Here is a 17,232-nt window from a genome sequence, read left to right as displayed (position 1 = left end):
CCAGCCGCCCGGCAAGCTGATCCCCAAGATCGCCCGGGTCCGGATCCGGTTCGGCCCGCCGCTGGACTTCTCCCGCTACGCCGGCCTGGCCGGCGACCGCTTTGTCGAGCGGGCGGTGACCGACGAGATCATGTACGAGCTGATGGAGCTCTCCGGTCGCGAGTACATCGACATGTACGCCGCGAAGCTGAAGAACCAGCCCCCCGCCGAGCCGCTCGCCCGCGAGCCGATCGCCGCCTGACGGTCCGGCCGGTCGCTCTGCCCACGCACCACGGGATCGATCGCCCCTGCTCGCGGTGGCTGATCAACTCCGTTTGCGGTGAGTCGGGGTCACCGCTGGGCCGGACACCGCGACTCGCCGCAAACCGTGTCGATCAAGGCCCGGCGGGGCGCGGTGGGACCGGGCGAGGGACGGGGTCAGGAGGCCAGGGCGGGGCCGGTCTGCGGCACCGGGCCGCGGGCCAGGTCCAGCAGGCCGGGGGCGTCGTTGCGCAGGGCGAAGGTGCGCACCTCGGCCAGCGGCGCCCGGGCCGCCGGGTCGCCGGCCAGGGTCAGCTCCGCCGCGGCCAGCGCCAGGGCCAGCACCCGGTCGGTGACGTCCGGGATGCGGGCGTAGATCTCCGCCCCGGCCAGGTGCAGCTCGCCGGCGCGCCGGTGGTCGCCGTCCGCCGCGGCCAGCGCCCCGGTCACGGTGCGCAGCGCCGCCTCCGACCACGGGGTGCGGTGGGCCAACTGGTCCAGCATCGCCCGGACCCGTACGGCCGCGTCCCGGCCGGCCAGCGTCGCCGCGTACGCCGCCGCCGCGATCCACTCGCCGCTGGCCAGCGCCGGCACGGCCGTCCACGCGTCGGCCAGCTCGTCCACCAGCGCGGCCGCCTCGTCGAGTCGCCCCTGCAACGCCCGGCAGAGCGCGGCCATCCCGAGCATCGTCCAGTAGGGCCGGTGGAACCCGCTGCGGCGGGCCGTCTCCAGCGCCGCCGCCACGTCGTCGCGGTGCCGCTCGGCCCCCACGGCGGCCGGCTCGTCCCCGGCGGCCGGCAGCGGGCGCGGCGCCGGCGGCACCGGCAGGCCCCGCAGCACCAGCAGGCACGAGCGCAGGCCGCGCACCTGCATGTCCCAGCCGCCGGTGGGGGTGTCCACGAACGCGTCGGCGGCGGCCAGCAGCCGGCCGAAGTCCCCGTCGAAGTACGCCCGCATCGCCTCGCCGGAGTAGCTGGTGGCGAGGGTCTGCCCGCTGCCCCGGGCGGCCGGCGCGGTCGACAGCAGCGCGTCGGAGCGCAGCCAGTCGCCCTCCTCGCGCAGCGCGAAGGCGAGGTTCTGCAACGCCCGGGGCAGGGCGAGCAGCTGCTGGGTCCGGCTCAACTCGACCAGCGCGTGCAGCTCGTCCAGGCCGGCCCGGTCGCCGGCCTGGTAGCGGGCGGTGGCCGCGGTGATCCGGGCGTTGGTGCGGATCTCCGCCAGGCCCAGGCGCTCGCCGATCCCGACCGCCGTCTCGGCGGCGGCCACCGCCGCGTCCCGCTCGTAGTTGAGCATGTGCAGCCGGCCCAGCTCGGCGTGCGCGTCCGCCTTCTGGGCGCTGTCCGGCAGCGGCGCGAAGAGCGCGACCGCCCGGTCCAGACAGGCCACCGCGGCGCTGCGGTCGGCGCGCAACCAGGCCGCCTGGCCGAGCAGCGTCCACGCCCGGGCCGCGCAGGCCTCGTCGCCGTGCGCGAGCAGCCGATCGGCCAGCGCGTGCAGCTGCTCCGGGCCGCCGCCGGAGAGGAAGGCGTTGCCGTCGCGGTAGAACGAGATCTCGGTGCTCAGCAGCTCCAGTTGCAGCCGGTCGACCGGGTCGCTGTCGTCGGCCAGGCCGAGCGCGCGGCCCGCGTGGCTGGCCGCGGCGTCCAGCCCGTGCAGGGCGTACGCGCGGCGGGCCGCCCGGTGCAGTGCGGCCCGCGCGGGGCCGGCGTACCGCTGGATCGGCATGCCCAGCGTGCGGGCGATCTCGTGGGCCGCCCACCGGTGGTGCGCCAGCACCTCGGCCAGGTCGGTGTCCCGGCTCTGCGACAGCGCGTCCAGCCAGCCCGCCGTCCGCTCGTGCCGGGCCACCCGCTCGGTACGCGGCAGCCGCTGGTAGCAGACGTCGCGCACCAGCACGTGCCGGAACCGGAACTCCGGCTGCCCGGCCATCGTGGACGCCCCCTGCTCGTGGATGAAGTCGCGCTGCTCCAGCCGGCGCAGGCACCGCTCCACCGACTCGACCGGCTGGCCCAGCGCGGCGGCCACCGCGCCCGGCCAGAACTGCACGCCGACCACCGAGGCGGCCAGCAGCACCGCGCGGTCCTTGGCGTCGAGCAGGTCGACGCGGTTGGCGATGACCGAGTGCACGCTCTCCGGCATCGGCAGGTCGAGGTGCTTCTCCAGCGACCAGCCGCGCCCGGACTGGCGCAGCGCACCCTGTTCGATCAGCATCCGCACGTACTCGTGGGCGTAGAGCGGATTGCCGCCGGCCACCTCGATCAGCGGGCTGAGCATGTCGGCGGAGAAGGCCGCCTGGCCGAACATGTGCGCGTAGAGCGAGGCGATGCCGGTGTCGCGCAGCGGCGGGAGGGTGATCGTCACCGAGCCGGTGATGGTGCCCGCCCAGCTCGGGTCCCGGTCCACCAGCTCCGGGCGGGCGGTGCAGAGCAGCAGCAGCGGCACGTCCCGGGCGGCGGCGCCGAGCAGCTCGACGAAGCGCAGCATCGCGTCGTCGGCCCAGTGCAGGTCCTCGAAGACCAGCACGGTGGGACGGCGGGCGGCCAGCGCCAGCAGGAAGCGACGCCAGGCCGACTCGGTCTCCTCGGCGGGCAGCGTGACGCCGGCGAGCCCGACCAGCGGGCGCAGCGCGTCGACCAGCCGGTCCCGCTCGCCCGGGCCGACCAGCTCGGCCACCGCCGCGCTCAGCCGGCGGGACGCGGTGGGGGCCGGGTCGGTGTCCAGGATGCCGGCCTCGGTCTTGACGATGTCGGCCAGCGCGGCGAACGTGACGTTCTCGCCGAACGGCGGGCACCGCCCGGTACGCCAGCTCAGCGGCTCGTCGACCAGCCGCCCGGAGTGCCGGTACAGCTCCCGGATCAGCCGGCTCTTGCCGATGCCGGCCCGGCCGAAGAGCGTCACCACCTGGGGGCGGCGGTCCCGCAGCGAGCGGTGCAGGGCGTTGACCAGCAGGCCCAGCTCGTGTTCGCGGTCGATCAGCGGGGTGGTGTCGGGTTCCCGGTCGGTCGGCTGCCGGCGTACCGGGGACAGGGCCAGCCAGACCTCGGTGGGCGAGGAGCGCCCGCGCAGCGTGACCGGCGGCTGCTCGGCGTACCGGATGGCGTCCTTGGTCAGCGCGTGGGTGGTGCCGCAGACCAGCACCCCGCCGGGCGGCGACACCGACTGCATCCGGGAGGCGGTGTTGACCACGTCGCCGGCGACGATGGCCTGCCCGCCGTCGCGGGCGGCGGCCACGTCGACCAGCGCCTCGCCGGTCGCCACGCCCACCCGGAAGCGCAGCTCGTCGGCGCCGGTGGGGGCGAACCGGGTGAGCACCCGTTGCAGCTCCAGCCCGGCGCGCACGCAGCGCAGCGCGTCGGTCTCGGTGGCCACCGGGGCGCCGAAGAGCGCCATCACCGCGTCGCCGATGTACTTCTCGACCACGCCGCCGTACTGCCCGACGACCCGCTTGGCGGCGGAGAAGAAGCCGGTCTGCATGCCACGGACCTGCTCGGGGTCGGCCCGTTCGACGTACGGCGTGAAGTCGATCAGGTCGACGAAGAGGACGCTGACCCGACGGCGGTCCTCCTGCGGGGTCGCGACGGGCCGGCCGGAGCCGGCGCGGGGCGCGCCGCACGAGGTGCAGAACACCGCGTCGGTGGCGAGCGGCCGCAGGCAGTGCGGGCAGAGCGCACCCAGCTCCGTCCCACAGCCACCGCAGAAGCGGTCGCCGTCGGCGGCGGTACGTCCACAACGGTCACACTGCGCGGAGATGACGCCCTCCACTGGGTGGTTCTGCCTGCCGGTCGTCGCCCGGTGTCCACCGTGAGTATCGCGGTTGCCGGCGTTGTCGGGTACCGGGCTGTTGGCTTGTGGACACTCCTCCGGCCGGTTGGGAGAGCTACATTCAGGCGGCCGAAATCCCATCAATGATCAAGGGGAGAGATCATGGTGTATGTGAAGCTCGAGAGCGACTGGACCGACGGTGACGGCGTCGCCCACTCCGCGGGGGAGTCGGTCGACGTCGACGCCGCCACGCTGGCCGTGCTCCAGGCCGAGGGGATCGTCAGCGAGCAGTCCGGTGGCGGCAAGGACGGCACCGACTGGGCCGGGCCGACCGGCACCACCACCAGTTGGGCGGGGCCGACCAGCACCACCCCGTGAGCCGGGGGTGATGAGCCGACGACGCGGCCGGCGCAGGTAGCGCCCGGCCGCGTCGCGCGGTCAGCGGTCGTTCATCCCGGCCCGGCGGCGCAGCGCCGACACGTCGGTGACGACGATCCGGCGACCCTCGGTCCGCAGCCAGCCCCGGCTGGCGAAGGAGCCGATCGCCTGGTTGACGCTCTGCCGGGAGCCGCCGGCCATCTCGGCGAGCTGGCTCTGGTTGAGCTCGATGGTGATCATCGGGGCCTGGCTCTCGCCGGCCAGCCGGACCAGGGTCTTGGCCACCCGGCCGGGCAGGTCCAGGAAGACGTGGTCGGCGTTCTGCTCGGTCAGCCGGCGGATCAGGCCGCCCAGCGAGCGCATCACCGCGTCCAGGATGCGCGGGTTGGAGTGCACCAGCTCCATGAAGGCGGGCCGGGACAGGGCCAGCGCGGCGCTGTCCTCGATCGCCTCGGCGGACGCCGAGCGGGTGGAGGCGTCCAGCAGCGAGACCTCGCCGAGGACGTCCGGCGGTCGGATCACCGACAGCACCGCCCGTTCGCCGGTCGGCGCGGTGCGGAACACCGCCACCGCCCCGCGGCGCAGCACGATCAGCGACTCGCCCGGGTCGTTCTCCACGAAGAGCAGCTGGCCCTTGCGATACGTGCGCGGCACCGCCGCGGCGATCACCCGCTGCCGCACCTCCGGCTCCAGCCCGGCGAACATCTCCACGCCCGTGAGGGCGTCACCCGGCTCCGGCAGGCGCATCTCCACGGCCCAACCCCTCCCCGGTCAAGGACCACAACTCGCTCACCGGGTGAACCTGACGGCCCCTGAAGAGGTGAACTGACACCAATTCGGCGTCCGGTAGCGGTACACATCAGATCATGACGGTCCAGTCGCTTGCTGTACACCCCTCAAATCGTCTGCGTGACGCCGCCGGTCGGGGTCCGGGTGCCGGCTGAGGTGCGGTTTCGCCCTCGTACCAAGGGTGGGGAGCCGGTCGGTAACGGACCCGGGCGGCGGACGCCGCCGGGCGTACGCGAGGATTGACGCGATGGTCTACCGCTATTTCTACGACTGCGAATTCATCGAGGACGGCCTCATCGTCGACCTCGTGTCGATCGGTGTCGTCGACGAGTACGGCCGCGAGTTCTACGCGGTCTCCACCCAGTTCGACGACTCCCGCGCCGTGCCCTGGGTGCGCCGCAACGTGCTCGACAAGCTGCCGTCCCCGGCCGACCGCGCCTGGCGCTCGCGCGAGCGCATCCGCGACGACCTCTACGACTTCCTGCTGGAGCCGGTCCGCGACCGCCCGGGCGAGCAGCTCGAACTCTGGGCCTGGTACGCCGCGTACGACCACGTGGTGCTGGCGCAGCTCTGGGGGGCGATGCCGGCGCTGCCCCGGGAGATCCCCCGGTTCACCAAGGAGCTGCGCCAGCTCTGGGACGACCGGGGTCGACCGAAGCTGCCCGACGCCGACGCCGACCGGCACGACGCCCTGGTCGACGCCCGGCACAACCTGGCGCGCTGGCGGGCGATGACGGGCCGGTGAGGCCACGCGGGTTTGACCCGTTCTGTCCGGGGCACCGGTTCGGCGAGCCGATGCGAGGGAGTTCACGATGAGTAGTGACCCGACCAGCGCCGCCGACGCCCGCCGCCGGGTGACCGAGCTGATCCGGCGGGCCCGGATCTGCATGCTGACCACCATCGGCGTAGACGGGCGGATGGTGAGCCGGCCGATGGGGTTGCAGGAGGCGGAGTTCGACGGCGACCTGTGGTTCTTCGCCTACGCCGACTCGCCGAAGGTGCGCCAGATCCGGGTCAACCCGGAGGTGAACGTCGCCTTCTCCGACCAGCGGCACGACGCCTGGGTGTCGGTTTCCGGCACCGCCCAGGAGAGCTACGACCGGGCGAAGGCCGAGCAGCTGTGGAACCCGCTGCTGAAGACCTGGTTCCCGGACGGCCTGGACACCCCCGGCCTGACGCTGATCAAGGTGCACGCCAACTCCGCCGAGTACTGGGACTCGCCGGGCGGCGCGGTGGTCAACCTGCTCGGGTTCGCCCGGGCGGCGGTGACCGGCAGGCCGCCGAAGGCGGGCGAGAACCACGAGGTCAGCTACTGACCGGTAGCCCGGTTCGGCGGTTGGGACGGGCCGGGGCGCGGTGTCGGCGGGCACCCGCGCCGACTACAGTGCGCACTGACGGCCCGCCCCGGGCCGGCAACGGCGCCGATGGTCTGATCTGACACATATCCTGGGGCTTATCCGGGCTTCACCTGATGCTCCAGGAGGATGAGCAGATCATGCGTATCGGCGTGCTCACCGGCGGCGGCGACTGCCCAGGTCTCAACGCGGTCATTCGGGCGGTGGTCCGCAAGGGCGTCGCCACCTACGGTCACGAGTTCGTGGGCTTCCAGGACGGCTGGAAGGGCCCGCTGGAGGGCCTGTCCAGGCCGCTGGGCATCGCGGAGGTCCGCGGCATCCTGCCGCGCGGCGGCACCATCCTCGGCTCGTCCCGGACCAACCCGTTCAAGATTGAGAACGGGGTGGAGCGGATCAAGGAGAACCTCGCCGCGCAGGGCGTCGACGCCCTGATCGCGATCGGCGGCGAGGACACCCTCGGCGTGGCCACCAAGCTGCACGAGCTGGGCGTCAACGTGATCGGCGTGCCGAAGACCATCGACAACGACCTCGGCGCCACCGACTACACCTTCGGCTTCGACACCGCGGTCAACATCGCGATGGAGGCCATCGACCGGCTGCACACCACGGCGGAGAGCCACCACCGCACCCTGGTGGTCGAGGTGATGGGCCGGCACGCCGGCTGGATCGCCCTGCACGCCGGCCTCGCCGGCGGCGCCAACGTGATCCTGCTGCCGGAGCGGCAGTTCGACGTCGACCAGGTCGCCGGGTACGTCGAGAAGCGCTTCCAGCACCAGTACGCCCCGATCGTGGTGGTCGCCGAGGGCGCCCAGCCGCTGGACGGCCAGATGGTGCTGCACAACCAGGAGCTCGACTCGTTCGGCCACGTCCGCCTCGGCGGCATCGGCCAGTGGCTCGCCGAGCAGCTGGAGGCGAAGACCGGCAAGGAGGCCCGCACCGTCGTGCTCGGCCACATCCAGCGCGGCGGCACCCCGACCGCCTTCGACCGGGTGCTCGCCACCCGGCTCGGCCTGCAGGCGATCGACGCGGCGCACGAGGGCGACTGGGGCAAGATGGTCGCGATGCAGAGCACCGACATCGTCCGGGTGCCGCTGGCCGACGCCACGGCTGAGCTGAAGACCGTGCCGCTGGAGCGGTACGCCGAGGCCGAGGTCTTCTTCGGCAGCTGATCGCCCGGTGCCGGCGGCGCGGCGGATCACCCGCCGCGTCGCCGGCCACCGTGACGGAAGGGGTACCACAGCGATGGCACCGGGCAGGCACACGGTCGCCGTGATCGGCGCCGGCAAGATCGGCGAGCTGATGCTCTCCGGGCTGCTGCGCTCCGGCTGGCCGGTGGAGCGGCTGCTGGCCACCGCCCGGCGTCCGGCGCGCGCCGAGGAGCTGACCGCCCGGTACGGCGTACGGGTGGTCGACAACCTCACCGCGGTCGAGGAGGCGGCGGTGCTGGCGATCTCGGTCAAGCCGCAGGACGCGGCGACCCTGCTGGACGAGATCGGCCCCAAGGTTCCGCCGGACAAGCTGGTCATCTCGCTCTGCGCCGGCCTGCCCACCACCTTCTTCGCCCGCCGGCTGCCCGACGGCACCCCGGTCGTCCGGGTCATGACCAACACCCCGGCCCTGGTCGACCAGGCGATGACCGCCATCTCGGCCGGTGCGCACGCCACCGGCGCGCACCTGGCGCTGGCCGAGGAGATGTTCACCCCGCTCGGCGCCACCATCCGGGTGCCCGAGTCCCAGCAGGATGCGGTCACCGCGCTCTCCGGCTCCGGTCCCGCGTACTTCTACCTGCTGGTCGAGGCCATGATCGACGCAGGCATCCTGCTCGGCCTGCCCCGGCAGGTCGCGCACGAGCTGATCGTGCAGACCGCGATCGGCTCGGCGGTGATGCTGCGCGACTCCGGGGAGCACCCGGTGAAGCTGCGCGAGGCGGTCACCTCACCGGCCGGCACCACCATCTCCGCGGTGCGGGAGCTGGAGAAGCACGGCGTGCGCGCGGCGCTGCTGGCCGCCCTGGAGGCGGCCCGCGACCGGGCCCGCGAGCTGGCCGCCCAGGCCGAGTGAGCCCGCCGGCGGGCGGGTCGGGGCACACCGTCCCGGGGTGGTCCGGGCGCGGGCTGGGCCGCTCGGGGACGTCCCGGTGGCCCATACTTGCCGGGTGTTCACTCTCGCCCAGGCTCGTCACCTGGTGGCCACCCTGCGCCCCCGCGTCGACGAGCTGATCCGGCTCCGCGCCGACCTCGCCGAACTCCGCGCCGACCTGGCGGCCTCGGGGGTCTCGGTCCTCGGCGGCCGGGCCGAGGTCAAGGGGCTGGAGGCCCGGCTGCACGCCGTGCTGGAGGAGCTGAACGGGCACGACATCCAGGTCAGGGGCATCGCCCCGGTGCTGCTGGACTTCCCCGGCGAACGCGCCGGCCGGCCGGTGCTGTGGTGCTGGCTGGAGGGGGACAGCGACGTGCGCTGGTACCACCGCGCCGAGTGCGGCTTCGCCGGCCGCCGACCGGTCTGACGCACCGCCCGGAGCCTCAGCCGGCCGCCGAGCGGGGGAGCGGGTCGGCCGACGGCTCTGCGACCGCGAAGACCACCACGTTGTCCCGGTAGTGGCCGGTGCGCCGGTCGAAGGCACCGCCGCAGGTGACCAGGCGCAGCTCCGGGCCGGGGGTGGGGCCGTACACGGTGGCGGTGGGAAAGGCGTCCTTGCGGGTGCGCAGCGACCCGGTGACCCGGAAGGCCAGCGGTTGCCCGCCCCGCCGGACCTCGATCCGGTCGCCCGCGCGCAGCTCACCGAGGCGGGCGAAGACGGCCGGTCCCCGGCGGGAGTCGAGGTGGCCGGCGATCACCGCCGGCCCCGGGTCGCCGGGCGCGGGGCCACCGCCGTACCAGCCGGCCCGGTCGTGGTCGGCCGGCGGGACCAGCTGGCCGGCCGCGTCCAGCCCGAGCACCGCGAGGTCGGCGTCGACGCCGATCCGCGCGACGCGTACCCGGGTGGGGGGACCGTGCGGCGCGGGCAGCGGCGCGGCGGTCGTCGCGCAACCGTCGGCGCAGCCCGGCCGCCAGCTCGCCGGTGGCGCCGGCGCGGCCTCGCCGGCCAGCCCGACGCCGGTGCCGGCGGCGAGGCAGACCGCCGCGCCGGCCGCGACCAGCGCGGCCAGCGGCGCCCGGCGGTCGCGGTGCCGCCGGATCGCGAAGCCGGGCCGGCTGGTCACCAGACCGGTCGCCGCCGGCGCCGCACCAGCAGCGCCGCCCCGACCACCACGGCCGCCGCGAGCAGGGCGCCGGCCACCATCGGGTACGCCCCGAGCCCGCGCCCGGCCAACCCACCGGCGCCCGCCGGCACCCCGCCGGCCGGGATGACCGCCCCGCCCCGGGCGTCCTCGCGCAGCTCGGTGGCGAGTCCACCGCGGCGGCCGTCCAGCACCAGCAGCGAGTAGGCCCGACCGCCGCTGAGGGTGACCTCGGCGTCCGTGGTCGGACCGTTGTCCCCGCCCAGCCGCAGCCGCCAGCGTCCCGGCTCGACCTCGCGGTAGTCGGTGGTGGTGGCGAAGCGGACCGCGTCGGCGATGGCCGGCCCGTCGGTCGCCGCGACGTCGATCACCGGCGCCCGGACCGACGCCTGCACGACGCGGACCTTGGCCTGCCCGGGGGCCGGGGCGCTGAGGTCGTCGGCGAGCACCCGCAGGCCGAGGTCGGCGTGCCGGCCCACCCCGGCGACCGTGTACGCCGCGCCGGCCTCGACGGCCACCTCGGTGGTGAGCACCGGTGGTTGGCTGGCCGGGGCGCCCGCCTCGCGCATCGCCACCGCGTACCGGCCGGCGGCCAGGGGCAGGTAGTCGGAGACCACGCCGTAGCCGACGGCGGGGAAGACCCGGGGCTCGGCCGCGCCGGGCGCGGAGAGGTAGACGTCCACGGCGGGGGTGTCGGGGGAGAGGTGCGCGAGGCGTACGTACCCGACGTCCTGCGGGGCGGCGGCCCGGGCGGGTGGGGTGGCGGCGGCGGTCAGCGCGGTGCCGAGCAGCAGCGCCCCGGCGGCGGCGACCAGCCGGCGGGGCGCGGTACGGAGCTGGGGCATTGTCGCCTCCGAGGCGTGTCAGGGGGACCGGTCACAGAGTCTCGTTTGCGGGACTGCGGCGCAACTGTCGACGCGCGTGTCGTCGCCGTTTCCGACCAGCGGAATCACCTGCCACGCCCGGCCACCGGGGTGCGGTACCGTCCGGTCATGATCAAGGTGCGGCGGGCCGGACCCGGTGACGCGGCGGAGATCGTCCGGCTGCGCGGGGTGATGCTGGCGTCGATGGACGGGGTGGAGCCGCCGCCCGGGCCGTGGCAGCCGGCCGCCCGGGAGGTGCTGCGTGAGCGGCTCGCCGACCCGGCGGACCTGATGGCCGTCTTCGTGGTGGACGCCCCCGACCGACCCGGCGTGCTCGCCGCCTGCGCGACCGGCACCATCGAGCGTCGGCTGGGCGGGCCGGGCAACCCCAGTGGACTGACCGGCTACGTCTTCAACGTGGTCACCGACCCGGGGTGCCGGCGGCGCGGCTACTCCCGGGCCTGCATGACGGGCCTGCTCGACTGGTACCGGGACCGCGGCGTACTGAAGATCGACCTGCGGGCGTCGGTGGCCGGCGAGGGGCTCTACCGCTCGCTCGGCTTCCGGGACACTCCCGGCCCCACCCTGCGCCTGAGCCTGCCCGCGTCCTGAGGAGTCGCCGTGTTCGCCCTGCCGTTGACCGGTTCCGCCGAGCTGCGCCCGCTGCCGCCCTGGCGCGCGGAGGAGTTCCTGGCCCACCTCGACCGGGCCCGGGAGCACATCGCGCCCTGGGTCGGCGCGTCCTTCGTGGCCACCGACCTCGACTCGGCCCGGACCGTGCTGCGTCGCTACGCCGACCTCTGGGCGCGCGACGCCGGCGGCATCTGGGGCATCTGGGACAGCGGCGTCCTGGTCGGCGGGGTGATGTTCGTGTCGTTCGACGCGGCGCTCGGCGTCTGCGAGGCGGGCTGCTGGCTGGAGCCGGCGGCCGAGGGTCGAGGGCTGGTCACCCGCGCGGTCGGCCGGATCGTCGACTGGGCGGTGGGCGAGCGGGGCATCCAGCGGGTGGAGTGGCGCACCAACGCCACCAACACGCGCAGCATCGCCGTGGCCCGGCGGCTCGGCATGCGCCGGGACGGCACGCTGCGGCGGCTCTACCCGGGCCCGGCGGGCCGGATCGACATCGAGGTCTGGTCGGTGCTCGCCGACGAGTGGCGCTCGCCGGCCTGACGCCGGCCCGTCCGCCGCGCGATCCCCGACCGGCCGGGTCTGCGCCGGGTGCGGCCCCGGGCGGCCGGGACGCCGCGGCGAGGGTCGGCCCGCAGCGGTGGCGGTGCCGGACCGGCACCGCCACCGGGTGGAGCGTCGCCGCTCAGCTGTCGGCGTAGCGGCGGGCGGCGGCGAGCGCGGCCCGGACCTGCTCCGCGTTCCTCGCGGCGGGCCGCTCCCAGTCATTCGGGTCGGCCGAGTAGAGGCCGGCGTACGCGGCGGTGTCCCGCTGGAACCGCCAGCCCTCGGCCAGCGGCCCGACGTCGACGGCGTCGTACCCGACCGAGTCGAGGAACGCGGTCACCGCGGCCTTGGCGCCGGCGTCGTCGCCGGCGATCGGCAGCGCGCTGCGGTCGGCGGCCCCGGCCGGGCGGGCCAGGGCGCGCAGGTGCGCGAAGTAGATGTTGTTGAAGGCCTTGACCACGCGGGACTCCGGCAGGTGCGCCTGGAGCAGTTCACTGGTGGTGGTCGATTCGTCGTCCAGCTCCGGGAAGTGCCCGTCCCGCTCCGGGTAGTAGTTGTTGGTGTCGATGACCGTCCTGCCGGCCAGGGGTGCGGCGGGCACCTCGCGGTAGGCCCGCAGCGGGATGGTGACCACGACCAGGTCCCCCGCCGCGGCGGCCTCGGCCGGCGTGGCCGCCCGGGCCCGCGGGCCCAGCTCCGCCACCAGGTCCGTCAGCGTCTCCGGTCCGCGCGAGTTGCTGAGCACCACGTCGTGACCGGCGGCCACCGCCAGCCGGGCCAGGGTGCCACCGATGTTGCCGCTGCCGATCAGTCCCACAGTTGTCATGTCCGTTGCCAACTCCGGCGTGGACGGCGGCATTCCCCACCGCCGTGCTTGGTTATTCGGCCGGCGGCGCGCACGGATCGTCCCGTGGAGGAATCCTTCATCATCGATCGCATCACTGGCAATGGTTTGTATCGCTAAGGATCTATCTTCACCTGTCGCGCAATCGGTGATCTTCCGACCCGCACCAATCAATTGATATCTATCTCACACCACCACTTCCCACCCCCAGGAGTGCGACGTGCGGAGATCCCGTTTCGTGACCCTCGCCCTGAGCCTCGCCGCGTCCCTCGGCGTCACGCTCGGCATCGCGGTGCCCGCCCAGGCATCCCCCAGCGACCAGTACGTCGCCCTCGGCGACTCGTACGCCTCCGGCGTCGGCGCCGGGAACTACACCGCCGAGAGCGGTTCCTGTCAGCGCAGCACCAGCGCCTATCCGGCGCTGTACAACACCAACATCAGGCCCGCCTCGTACCGCTCGGTGGCCTGCTCCGGGGCGACCACCACCAGCGTGACCAACACCCAGCTCTCCGCGCTCTCGGCGAGCACCACGCTGGTCAGCATCACCGTCGGCGGCAACGACGTCGGCTTCTCCAGCATCATGACCACCTGCGTGCTGCAGGGTGAGACGCAGTGCGTGGCCGCGGTGCAGGCCGCCGAGGACAAGGCCCGGGCGCAGCTGGCCGGCCTGCTGGCCACCGTCTACAACGGCATCCGCAGCCGGGCCCCGTCCGCCCGGGTGGTGGTCGTCGGCTACCCGGTCTTCTATCAGCTGGGCACGTTCTGCGTCGGGCTCAGCGCCACCTCCCGCGCGAAGATCAACGAAGGTATCAACCTGGTCGACGACATCACCCGCAGCGCCGCGGCCGCCGCCGGCTTCACCTTCGCCGACGTCCGGTCGATCTTCGTCGGGCACCAGCTGTGCAGCTACGGGGAGAAGTGGCTGCACGCGTTGAACTACGCCAACATCGGCATCTCGTACCACCCGACGGCGGCCGGCCAGTCCGGCGGCTACTACCCGGTGTTCCGCTCGGCGGCCGGCTGACCCGCCACCGCCGCCCCGGACGCGACCGCGCCGCCCACCGACCGGTGGGCGGCGCGGTCGCGTCCGTGTCCGGTATGGACGACGCCGCGCCCCGGCCCGCGCCGACCCGGCGACCGGGCGGCGGCTCAGGCCGGCAGGACCTTCTCGATGCCGGCGCGCAGCTCGGCGGAGTCCGGGGTGACGGTCGGGGCGAACCGGGCCGCGACCGTGCCGTCCGGCGCGACGAGGAACTTCTCGAAGTTCCACCGCACGTCCCCGGTGTGCCCCTCGGCGTCGGGGGTGCCGACCAGTTCCGCGTAGAGCGGGTGCCGCGCCGGGCCGTTGACGTCGACCTTCTCCGTCAGCGGGAAGGTGACCCCGTAGTTGACCTGGCAGAAGTCGCCGATCTCGTCGGCCGTGCCCGGCTCCTGCCCGGCGAACTGGTTGCACGGCACCCCGAGCACGACCAGGCCCCGGTCGGCGTAGGTGGTGTAGAGCTCCTGGAGGCCGGCGTACTGCGGGGTGAGGCCGCAGCGGGAGGCCACGTTCACCACCAGCAGCGCCCGGCCCCGGTACGCGGCCAGGTCGGCCGGGCCGCCGGCCAGGGCGTCGATCTCGATGTCGAAGACGGTCATGTCGCGAGGCTACGCGTCCCGGCCGACGCCCCGCCGGGACCCACGGGGAAATCGATAAATGCACATCTTGACGAAGTGATGACGGCGTGAGTAGCGTCTCCCCATCTTCTGGAAAGTTTCCTAACTGTTGGAGGAGGTGCCACATGAACAGATCGCTCCGCCGCGCCCTCTGGGCCGGCGCCGTGGTCGCGCTGACCGTCGCCGCGGTGCCGGTGACCTCGGCGTTCGGCGCCGGTAGCGTGACCGCCACGTTCGCCAAGGCGCAGGACTGGGGGACCGGCCACGAGACCCGCGTGACCGTCGCCAACGGCTCCAGCGCCAGCGTCGACACCTGGCGCATCGAGTTCGACCTGCCGTCGGGCACCACCATCAGCAGCTTCTGGGACGCCGACGTCACCAGCAGCGGCAACCACTACGTCGCGGTCAAGAAGAGCTGGGCCGGCCCGCTCGGCCCCGGCGCCAGCTTCAGCTGGGGCTACAACGGGACCGGGGCGTTCAAGGCGCCGCTGAACTGCACCGTCAACGGCGCGCCGTGTGGCGGCGGCAGCACCCCGCCGCCGACCACCACCGCGCCGCCGACCACCACCCCGCCCACCACGCCGCCGCCGACCACGCCGCCGCCCACCACCCCGCCGACCGGGGACAAGAAGGTCGTCGGCTACTTCGCCGAGTGGGGCGTCTACGGCCGCAACTACCACGTCAAGAACATCCACACCAGCGGGTCCGCGGCCAAGCTGACCCACATCCTGTACGCCTTCGGCAACACCACCGGCGGGCGCTGCACCATCGGTGACAGCTACGCCGACTACGACAAGGCGTACACCGCGGCCGACAGTGTGGACGGTGTCGCGGACACCTGGGACCAGCCGCTGCGTGGCAGCTTCAACCAGCTGCGCAAGCTCAAGAAGATGTACCCGCACCTGAAGGTGATCTGGTCCTTCGGCGGGTGGACCTGGTCGGGTGGCTTCACCCAGGCCGCGCAGAACCCCGCCGCCTTCGCCGACAGCTGCCACGCCCTCGTCGAGGACCCGCGCTGGGCCGACGTCTTCGACGGCATCGACGTCGACTGGGAGTACCCCAACGCCTGCGGTCTGACCTGTGACTCCAGCGGCCCGAACGCCTTCAAGAACGTGGTCAGCGCGCTGCGGTCGAAGTTCGGCTCGTCGGCCCTGGTCACCGCCGCGATCACCGCGGACGGCAGCAACGGCGGCAAGATCGACGCCACCGACTACGCCGGGGCCTCGTCGTACCTCAACTGGATCATGCCGATGACGTACGACTACTTCGGCGCCTTCAACCCGCAGGGCCCCACCGCCCCGCACTCGCCGCTCACCTCGTACACCGGCATCCCGCAGCAGGGCTTCAACTCCGACGCCGCGATCCAGAAGCTCAAGGCCAAGGGCATCCCGGCCAGCAAGCTGCTGCTCGGCATCGGCTTCTACGGCCGGGGCTGGACCGGGGTCACCCAGACCGCTCCGGGCGGCACCGCCACCGGCGCGGCCCCGGGCACCTACGAGCCGGGCATCGAGGACTACAAGGTCCTCAAGAACACCTGCCCGGCCACCGGCACCATCGCCGGCACGGCGTACGCCAAGTGCGGCAGCAACTGGTGGAGCTACGACACCCCGTCCACCATCGGCGGCAAGATGACCTACGCGAAGAACCAGGGCCTCGGTGGTGCCTTCTTCTGGGAGCTCTCCGGTGACACCGGCAACGGCGAGCTGATCGGCGCCATCAAGGGCGGTCTCGGCTGAGCCGAGGGCCGACGCACCACCCACACGGCGGGAAGGGACACCCACGGTCCCTCCCCGCCCGCGTGCGCTCACCGTCGGGCGGCCCGCTCCCGGTGCTCCCGGGGCGACATGCCGTACCGGGCGCGGAACGCCCGGCTGAAGTGGGCCCGGTCGCGGAACCCGCAGCGCGCGGCCACCTCGTGCACGGACAGGCCGCCCAGCCGGGGATCGGCCAGGTCGCGCCGGCAGCGCTCCAGGCGGCGGGCGCGGATCAGGCCGGCCACCGTGGTGCCGGTGCCCTCGAAGAGCCGGTGCAGCGACCGCAGCGACAGGTGGTGCGCCGCGGCGACCGCGGCCGGGGTCAGCTCCGGGTCGGCCAGGTGCCGCTGCACGAACGCCTCGATCCGGGTACGCAGCCCGGTGACCCGGACGTCCATCGGCAGGACTTGTTCGTCGTCGAGCCGGCCGGCCAGGGTGCCGGCGATCAGTGCCAGGGCAACCTGGTCGAGGTGGGCGGCGTCGGCCGGCGCGTACTGCTCGGGGTGGTCGGCGACCTGGCGCAGGAAGCGGGCCAGCAGCAGCCCCATCCCGCTGCCGGCGGGCAGCTCGGCGGCGAGCAGCTCCTCGATCCGGTGCGCCGGGAGCGGCAGCGCCGCGTGGGGCACCAGCGCGGTCAGCGTGCGCAGCGGGCCGGCGGCCGTCCCGTCGACCTGGTGCGACGACCCGTGCGGTCGGACGGTGTCGACGAAGGCGAAGCCGGACGGGACGAGCGGCGCCTGCCGCCGCTGCTGCGACACTGCGCCGTGCCCGGACAGCGGCAGGGCGAGCTGGTACAGCTCCGGATCCGTGCTGCGGATCATCCGGCGCGTCCGGTGCAGCTCCAGCGACGGGTAATGCCACACCCCGAGCCGGACCACGCCCAGGTCGACCACCCGGGCCGAGGCGGTGAAGTCGGCGGCGTGGTCACTGCTGATCCGGGCCGGCACCGACTCGCGGGCGACCAGGTCCTGCCAGAAGTCGAACCGCTCGGCCGGTGGCAGCCACGCGGTGTCGACCGACGCCACGGGAAGGATGGGCGGTCACCTCCTGCCACGGCGACGCGCCCGGGCGCGTCGACCACCGCAGACTAGCCAGCCTCCGTCGGGTACGCGAGGCGACGGTGCCCCGGCCGGCCGCCCCGGGGCCGTCGTCGGGTATCCGTCACCCCTGTTCGATCGTGCGGGTTGGCGGCTGGAG

The 17,232-nt window shown here is 74.0% G+C and carries 17 protein-coding genes and 1 pseudogene; 11 read left to right on the top strand and 7 right to left on the bottom strand.

Features of this window, described 5'->3' with window-relative positions; genetic code table 11:
- A pseudogene (locus FHX75_RS29955) lies at positions 1–241 on the top strand (1-acyl-sn-glycerol-3-phosphate acyltransferase); the annotation flags it as partial.
- Positions 242–417: 176 nt separating this feature from the next.
- On the opposite strand, the gene FHX75_RS29950 reads toward FHX75_RS29955, so the two are convergent.
- On the bottom strand, positions 418–4,002 hold the full coding sequence (locus FHX75_RS29950) for an ATP-binding protein (protein WP_154943927.1): 3,585 nt from the start codon (positions 4,000–4,002) through the stop codon (positions 418–420).
- A 162-nt stretch (positions 4,003–4,164) separates the two neighbouring features.
- Here FHX75_RS29950 and FHX75_RS29945 point away from each other — a divergent pair, with 162 nt between their 5' ends.
- Complete coding sequence (locus FHX75_RS29945; protein WP_154943926.1) at positions 4,165–4,380, top strand: hypothetical protein; 216 nt, start codon at positions 4,165–4,167, stop codon at positions 4,378–4,380.
- Between the two features lie 60 nt (positions 4,381–4,440).
- On the opposite strand, the gene FHX75_RS29940 is transcribed toward FHX75_RS29945, so the two are convergent.
- Entirely contained in the window at positions 4,441–5,133 is a 693-nt protein-coding gene (locus FHX75_RS29940; RefSeq protein WP_088961072.1) for a Crp/Fnr family transcriptional regulator, read from the bottom strand.
- A gap of 283 nt (positions 5,134–5,416) precedes the next feature.
- Here FHX75_RS29940 and FHX75_RS29935 point away from each other — a divergent pair, with 283 nt between their 5' ends.
- The 5 genes from FHX75_RS29935 (at position 5,417) to FHX75_RS29915 (ending at position 9,030) form a co-directional block, all read left to right on the top strand.
- Positions 5,417–5,914 (top strand): polyadenylate-specific 3'-exoribonuclease AS, encoded by a 498-nt coding sequence (locus FHX75_RS29935; RefSeq protein ID WP_154943925.1) that lies wholly within the window; start codon positions 5,417–5,419, stop codon positions 5,912–5,914.
- 67 nt (positions 5,915–5,981) lie between these two features.
- Positions 5,982–6,485 (top strand): pyridoxamine 5'-phosphate oxidase family protein, encoded by a 504-nt coding sequence (locus FHX75_RS29930; RefSeq protein ID WP_154943924.1) that lies wholly within the window; start codon positions 5,982–5,984, stop codon positions 6,483–6,485.
- 179 nt (positions 6,486–6,664) lie between these two features.
- Positions 6,665–7,693, top strand: a complete 1,029-nt coding sequence (locus FHX75_RS29925; protein WP_154943946.1) for a 6-phosphofructokinase — start codon at positions 6,665–6,667, stop codon at positions 7,691–7,693.
- 73 nt (positions 7,694–7,766) lie between these two features.
- The gene (gene proC, locus FHX75_RS29920) at positions 7,767–8,585 is read left to right on the top strand and encodes a pyrroline-5-carboxylate reductase (RefSeq protein WP_154943923.1); all 819 of its coding nucleotides are present in this window, start codon (positions 7,767–7,769) and stop codon (positions 8,583–8,585) included.
- Positions 8,586–8,679: 94 nt separating this feature from the next.
- Positions 8,680–9,030, top strand: a complete 351-nt coding sequence (locus FHX75_RS29915) for a DUF2203 domain-containing protein (protein ID WP_154943922.1) — start codon at positions 8,680–8,682, stop codon at positions 9,028–9,030.
- Positions 9,031–9,046: 16 nt separating this feature from the next.
- Here FHX75_RS29915 and FHX75_RS29910 read toward each other — a convergent pair whose 3' ends face one another.
- Together FHX75_RS29910 and FHX75_RS29905 are read right to left on the bottom strand one after the other, a co-directional pair.
- Positions 9,047–9,727, bottom strand: a complete 681-nt coding sequence (locus FHX75_RS29910) for a class F sortase (RefSeq protein ID WP_246158821.1) — start codon at positions 9,725–9,727, stop codon at positions 9,047–9,049.
- The gene (locus FHX75_RS29905; protein ID WP_154943921.1) at positions 9,724–10,590 is read right to left on the bottom strand and encodes a DUF4397 domain-containing protein; all 867 of its coding nucleotides are present in this window, start codon (positions 10,588–10,590) and stop codon (positions 9,724–9,726) included. The genes FHX75_RS29910 and FHX75_RS29905 overlap by 4 nt, the downstream gene beginning before the upstream one ends.
- Before the next feature lie 147 nt (positions 10,591–10,737).
- Here FHX75_RS29905 and FHX75_RS29900 point away from each other — a divergent pair, with 147 nt between their 5' ends.
- Both FHX75_RS29900 and FHX75_RS29895 read left to right on the top strand, forming a co-directional pair.
- Positions 10,738–11,220 (top strand): GNAT family N-acetyltransferase, encoded by a 483-nt coding sequence (locus FHX75_RS29900; RefSeq protein WP_154943920.1) that lies wholly within the window; start codon positions 10,738–10,740, stop codon positions 11,218–11,220.
- Positions 11,221–11,229: 9 nt separating this feature from the next.
- On the top strand, positions 11,230–11,778 hold the full coding sequence (locus tag FHX75_RS29895) for a GNAT family N-acetyltransferase (RefSeq protein ID WP_154943919.1): 549 nt from the start codon (positions 11,230–11,232) through the stop codon (positions 11,776–11,778).
- A gap of 142 nt (positions 11,779–11,920) precedes the next feature.
- On the opposite strand, the gene FHX75_RS29890 is transcribed toward FHX75_RS29895, so the two are convergent.
- Entirely contained in the window at positions 11,921–12,607 is a 687-nt protein-coding gene (locus FHX75_RS29890; protein ID WP_154943918.1) for an NADPH-dependent F420 reductase, read from the bottom strand.
- A gap of 238 nt (positions 12,608–12,845) precedes the next feature.
- Between FHX75_RS29890 and FHX75_RS29885 the strand changes: the two genes are divergently transcribed.
- Positions 12,846–13,649: an SGNH/GDSL hydrolase family protein gene (locus FHX75_RS29885; RefSeq protein ID WP_154943917.1), complete on the top strand. Its 804-nt coding sequence runs from the start codon at positions 12,846–12,848 to the stop codon at positions 13,647–13,649.
- Between the two features lie 125 nt (positions 13,650–13,774).
- Here FHX75_RS29885 and FHX75_RS29880 read toward each other — a convergent pair whose 3' ends face one another.
- Positions 13,775–14,263: a glutathione peroxidase gene (locus FHX75_RS29880; protein WP_154943916.1), complete on the bottom strand. Its 489-nt coding sequence runs from the start codon at positions 14,261–14,263 to the stop codon at positions 13,775–13,777.
- Between the two features lie 143 nt (positions 14,264–14,406).
- Between FHX75_RS29880 and FHX75_RS29875 the strand changes: the two genes are divergently transcribed.
- On the top strand, positions 14,407–16,017 hold the full coding sequence (locus FHX75_RS29875) for a glycosyl hydrolase family 18 protein (protein ID WP_154943915.1): 1,611 nt from the start codon (positions 14,407–14,409) through the stop codon (positions 16,015–16,017).
- Between the two features lie 68 nt (positions 16,018–16,085).
- Here FHX75_RS29875 and FHX75_RS29870 read toward each other — a convergent pair whose 3' ends face one another.
- On the bottom strand, positions 16,086–17,060 hold the full coding sequence (locus FHX75_RS29870; RefSeq protein WP_154943914.1) for a helix-turn-helix domain-containing protein: 975 nt from the start codon (positions 17,058–17,060) through the stop codon (positions 16,086–16,088).
- Positions 17,061–17,232: the final 172 nt, after the last annotated feature.

Origin of the sequence: Micromonospora palomenae (assembly GCF_007829925.1) — a bacterium.
Classification (GTDB): Bacteria; Actinomycetota; Actinomycetes; order Mycobacteriales; family Micromonosporaceae; genus Micromonospora; species Micromonospora purpureochromogenes.
The sequence above is the reverse complement of the archived record's forward strand: the minus strand, read 5'-3'. Positions and strand labels throughout refer to the sequence as shown.

Excerpts from the sequence above, each read along its gene's own strand:
- FHX75_RS29945 (WP_154943926.1), top strand. The coding sequence starts at position 4,165 with ATGGTGTATGTGAAGCTCGAGAGCGACTGGACCGACGGTGACGGCGTC.
- FHX75_RS29935 (WP_154943925.1), top strand. The coding sequence starts at position 5,417 with ATGGTCTACCGCTATTTCTACGACTGCGAATTCATCGAGGACGGCCTC.
- FHX75_RS29930 (WP_154943924.1), top strand. The coding sequence starts at position 5,982 with ATGAGTAGTGACCCGACCAGCGCCGCCGACGCCCGCCGCCGGGTGACC.
- FHX75_RS29925 (WP_154943946.1), top strand. The coding sequence starts at position 6,665 with ATGCGTATCGGCGTGCTCACCGGCGGCGGCGACTGCCCAGGTCTCAAC.
- proC (WP_154943923.1), top strand. The coding sequence starts at position 7,767 with ATGGCACCGGGCAGGCACACGGTCGCCGTGATCGGCGCCGGCAAGATC.
- FHX75_RS29905 (WP_154943921.1), bottom strand. The coding sequence starts at position 10,590 with ATGCCCCAGCTCCGTACCGCGCCCCGCCGGCTGGTCGCCGCCGCCGGG.
- FHX75_RS29900 (WP_154943920.1), top strand. The coding sequence starts at position 10,738 with ATGATCAAGGTGCGGCGGGCCGGACCCGGTGACGCGGCGGAGATCGTC.
- FHX75_RS29890 (WP_154943918.1), bottom strand. The coding sequence starts at position 12,607 with ATGACAACTGTGGGACTGATCGGCAGCGGCAACATCGGTGGCACCCTG.
- FHX75_RS29880 (WP_154943916.1), bottom strand. The coding sequence starts at position 14,263 with ATGACCGTCTTCGACATCGAGATCGACGCCCTGGCCGGCGGCCCGGCC.
- FHX75_RS29875 (WP_154943915.1), top strand. The coding sequence starts at position 14,407 with ATGAACAGATCGCTCCGCCGCGCCCTCTGGGCCGGCGCCGTGGTCGCG.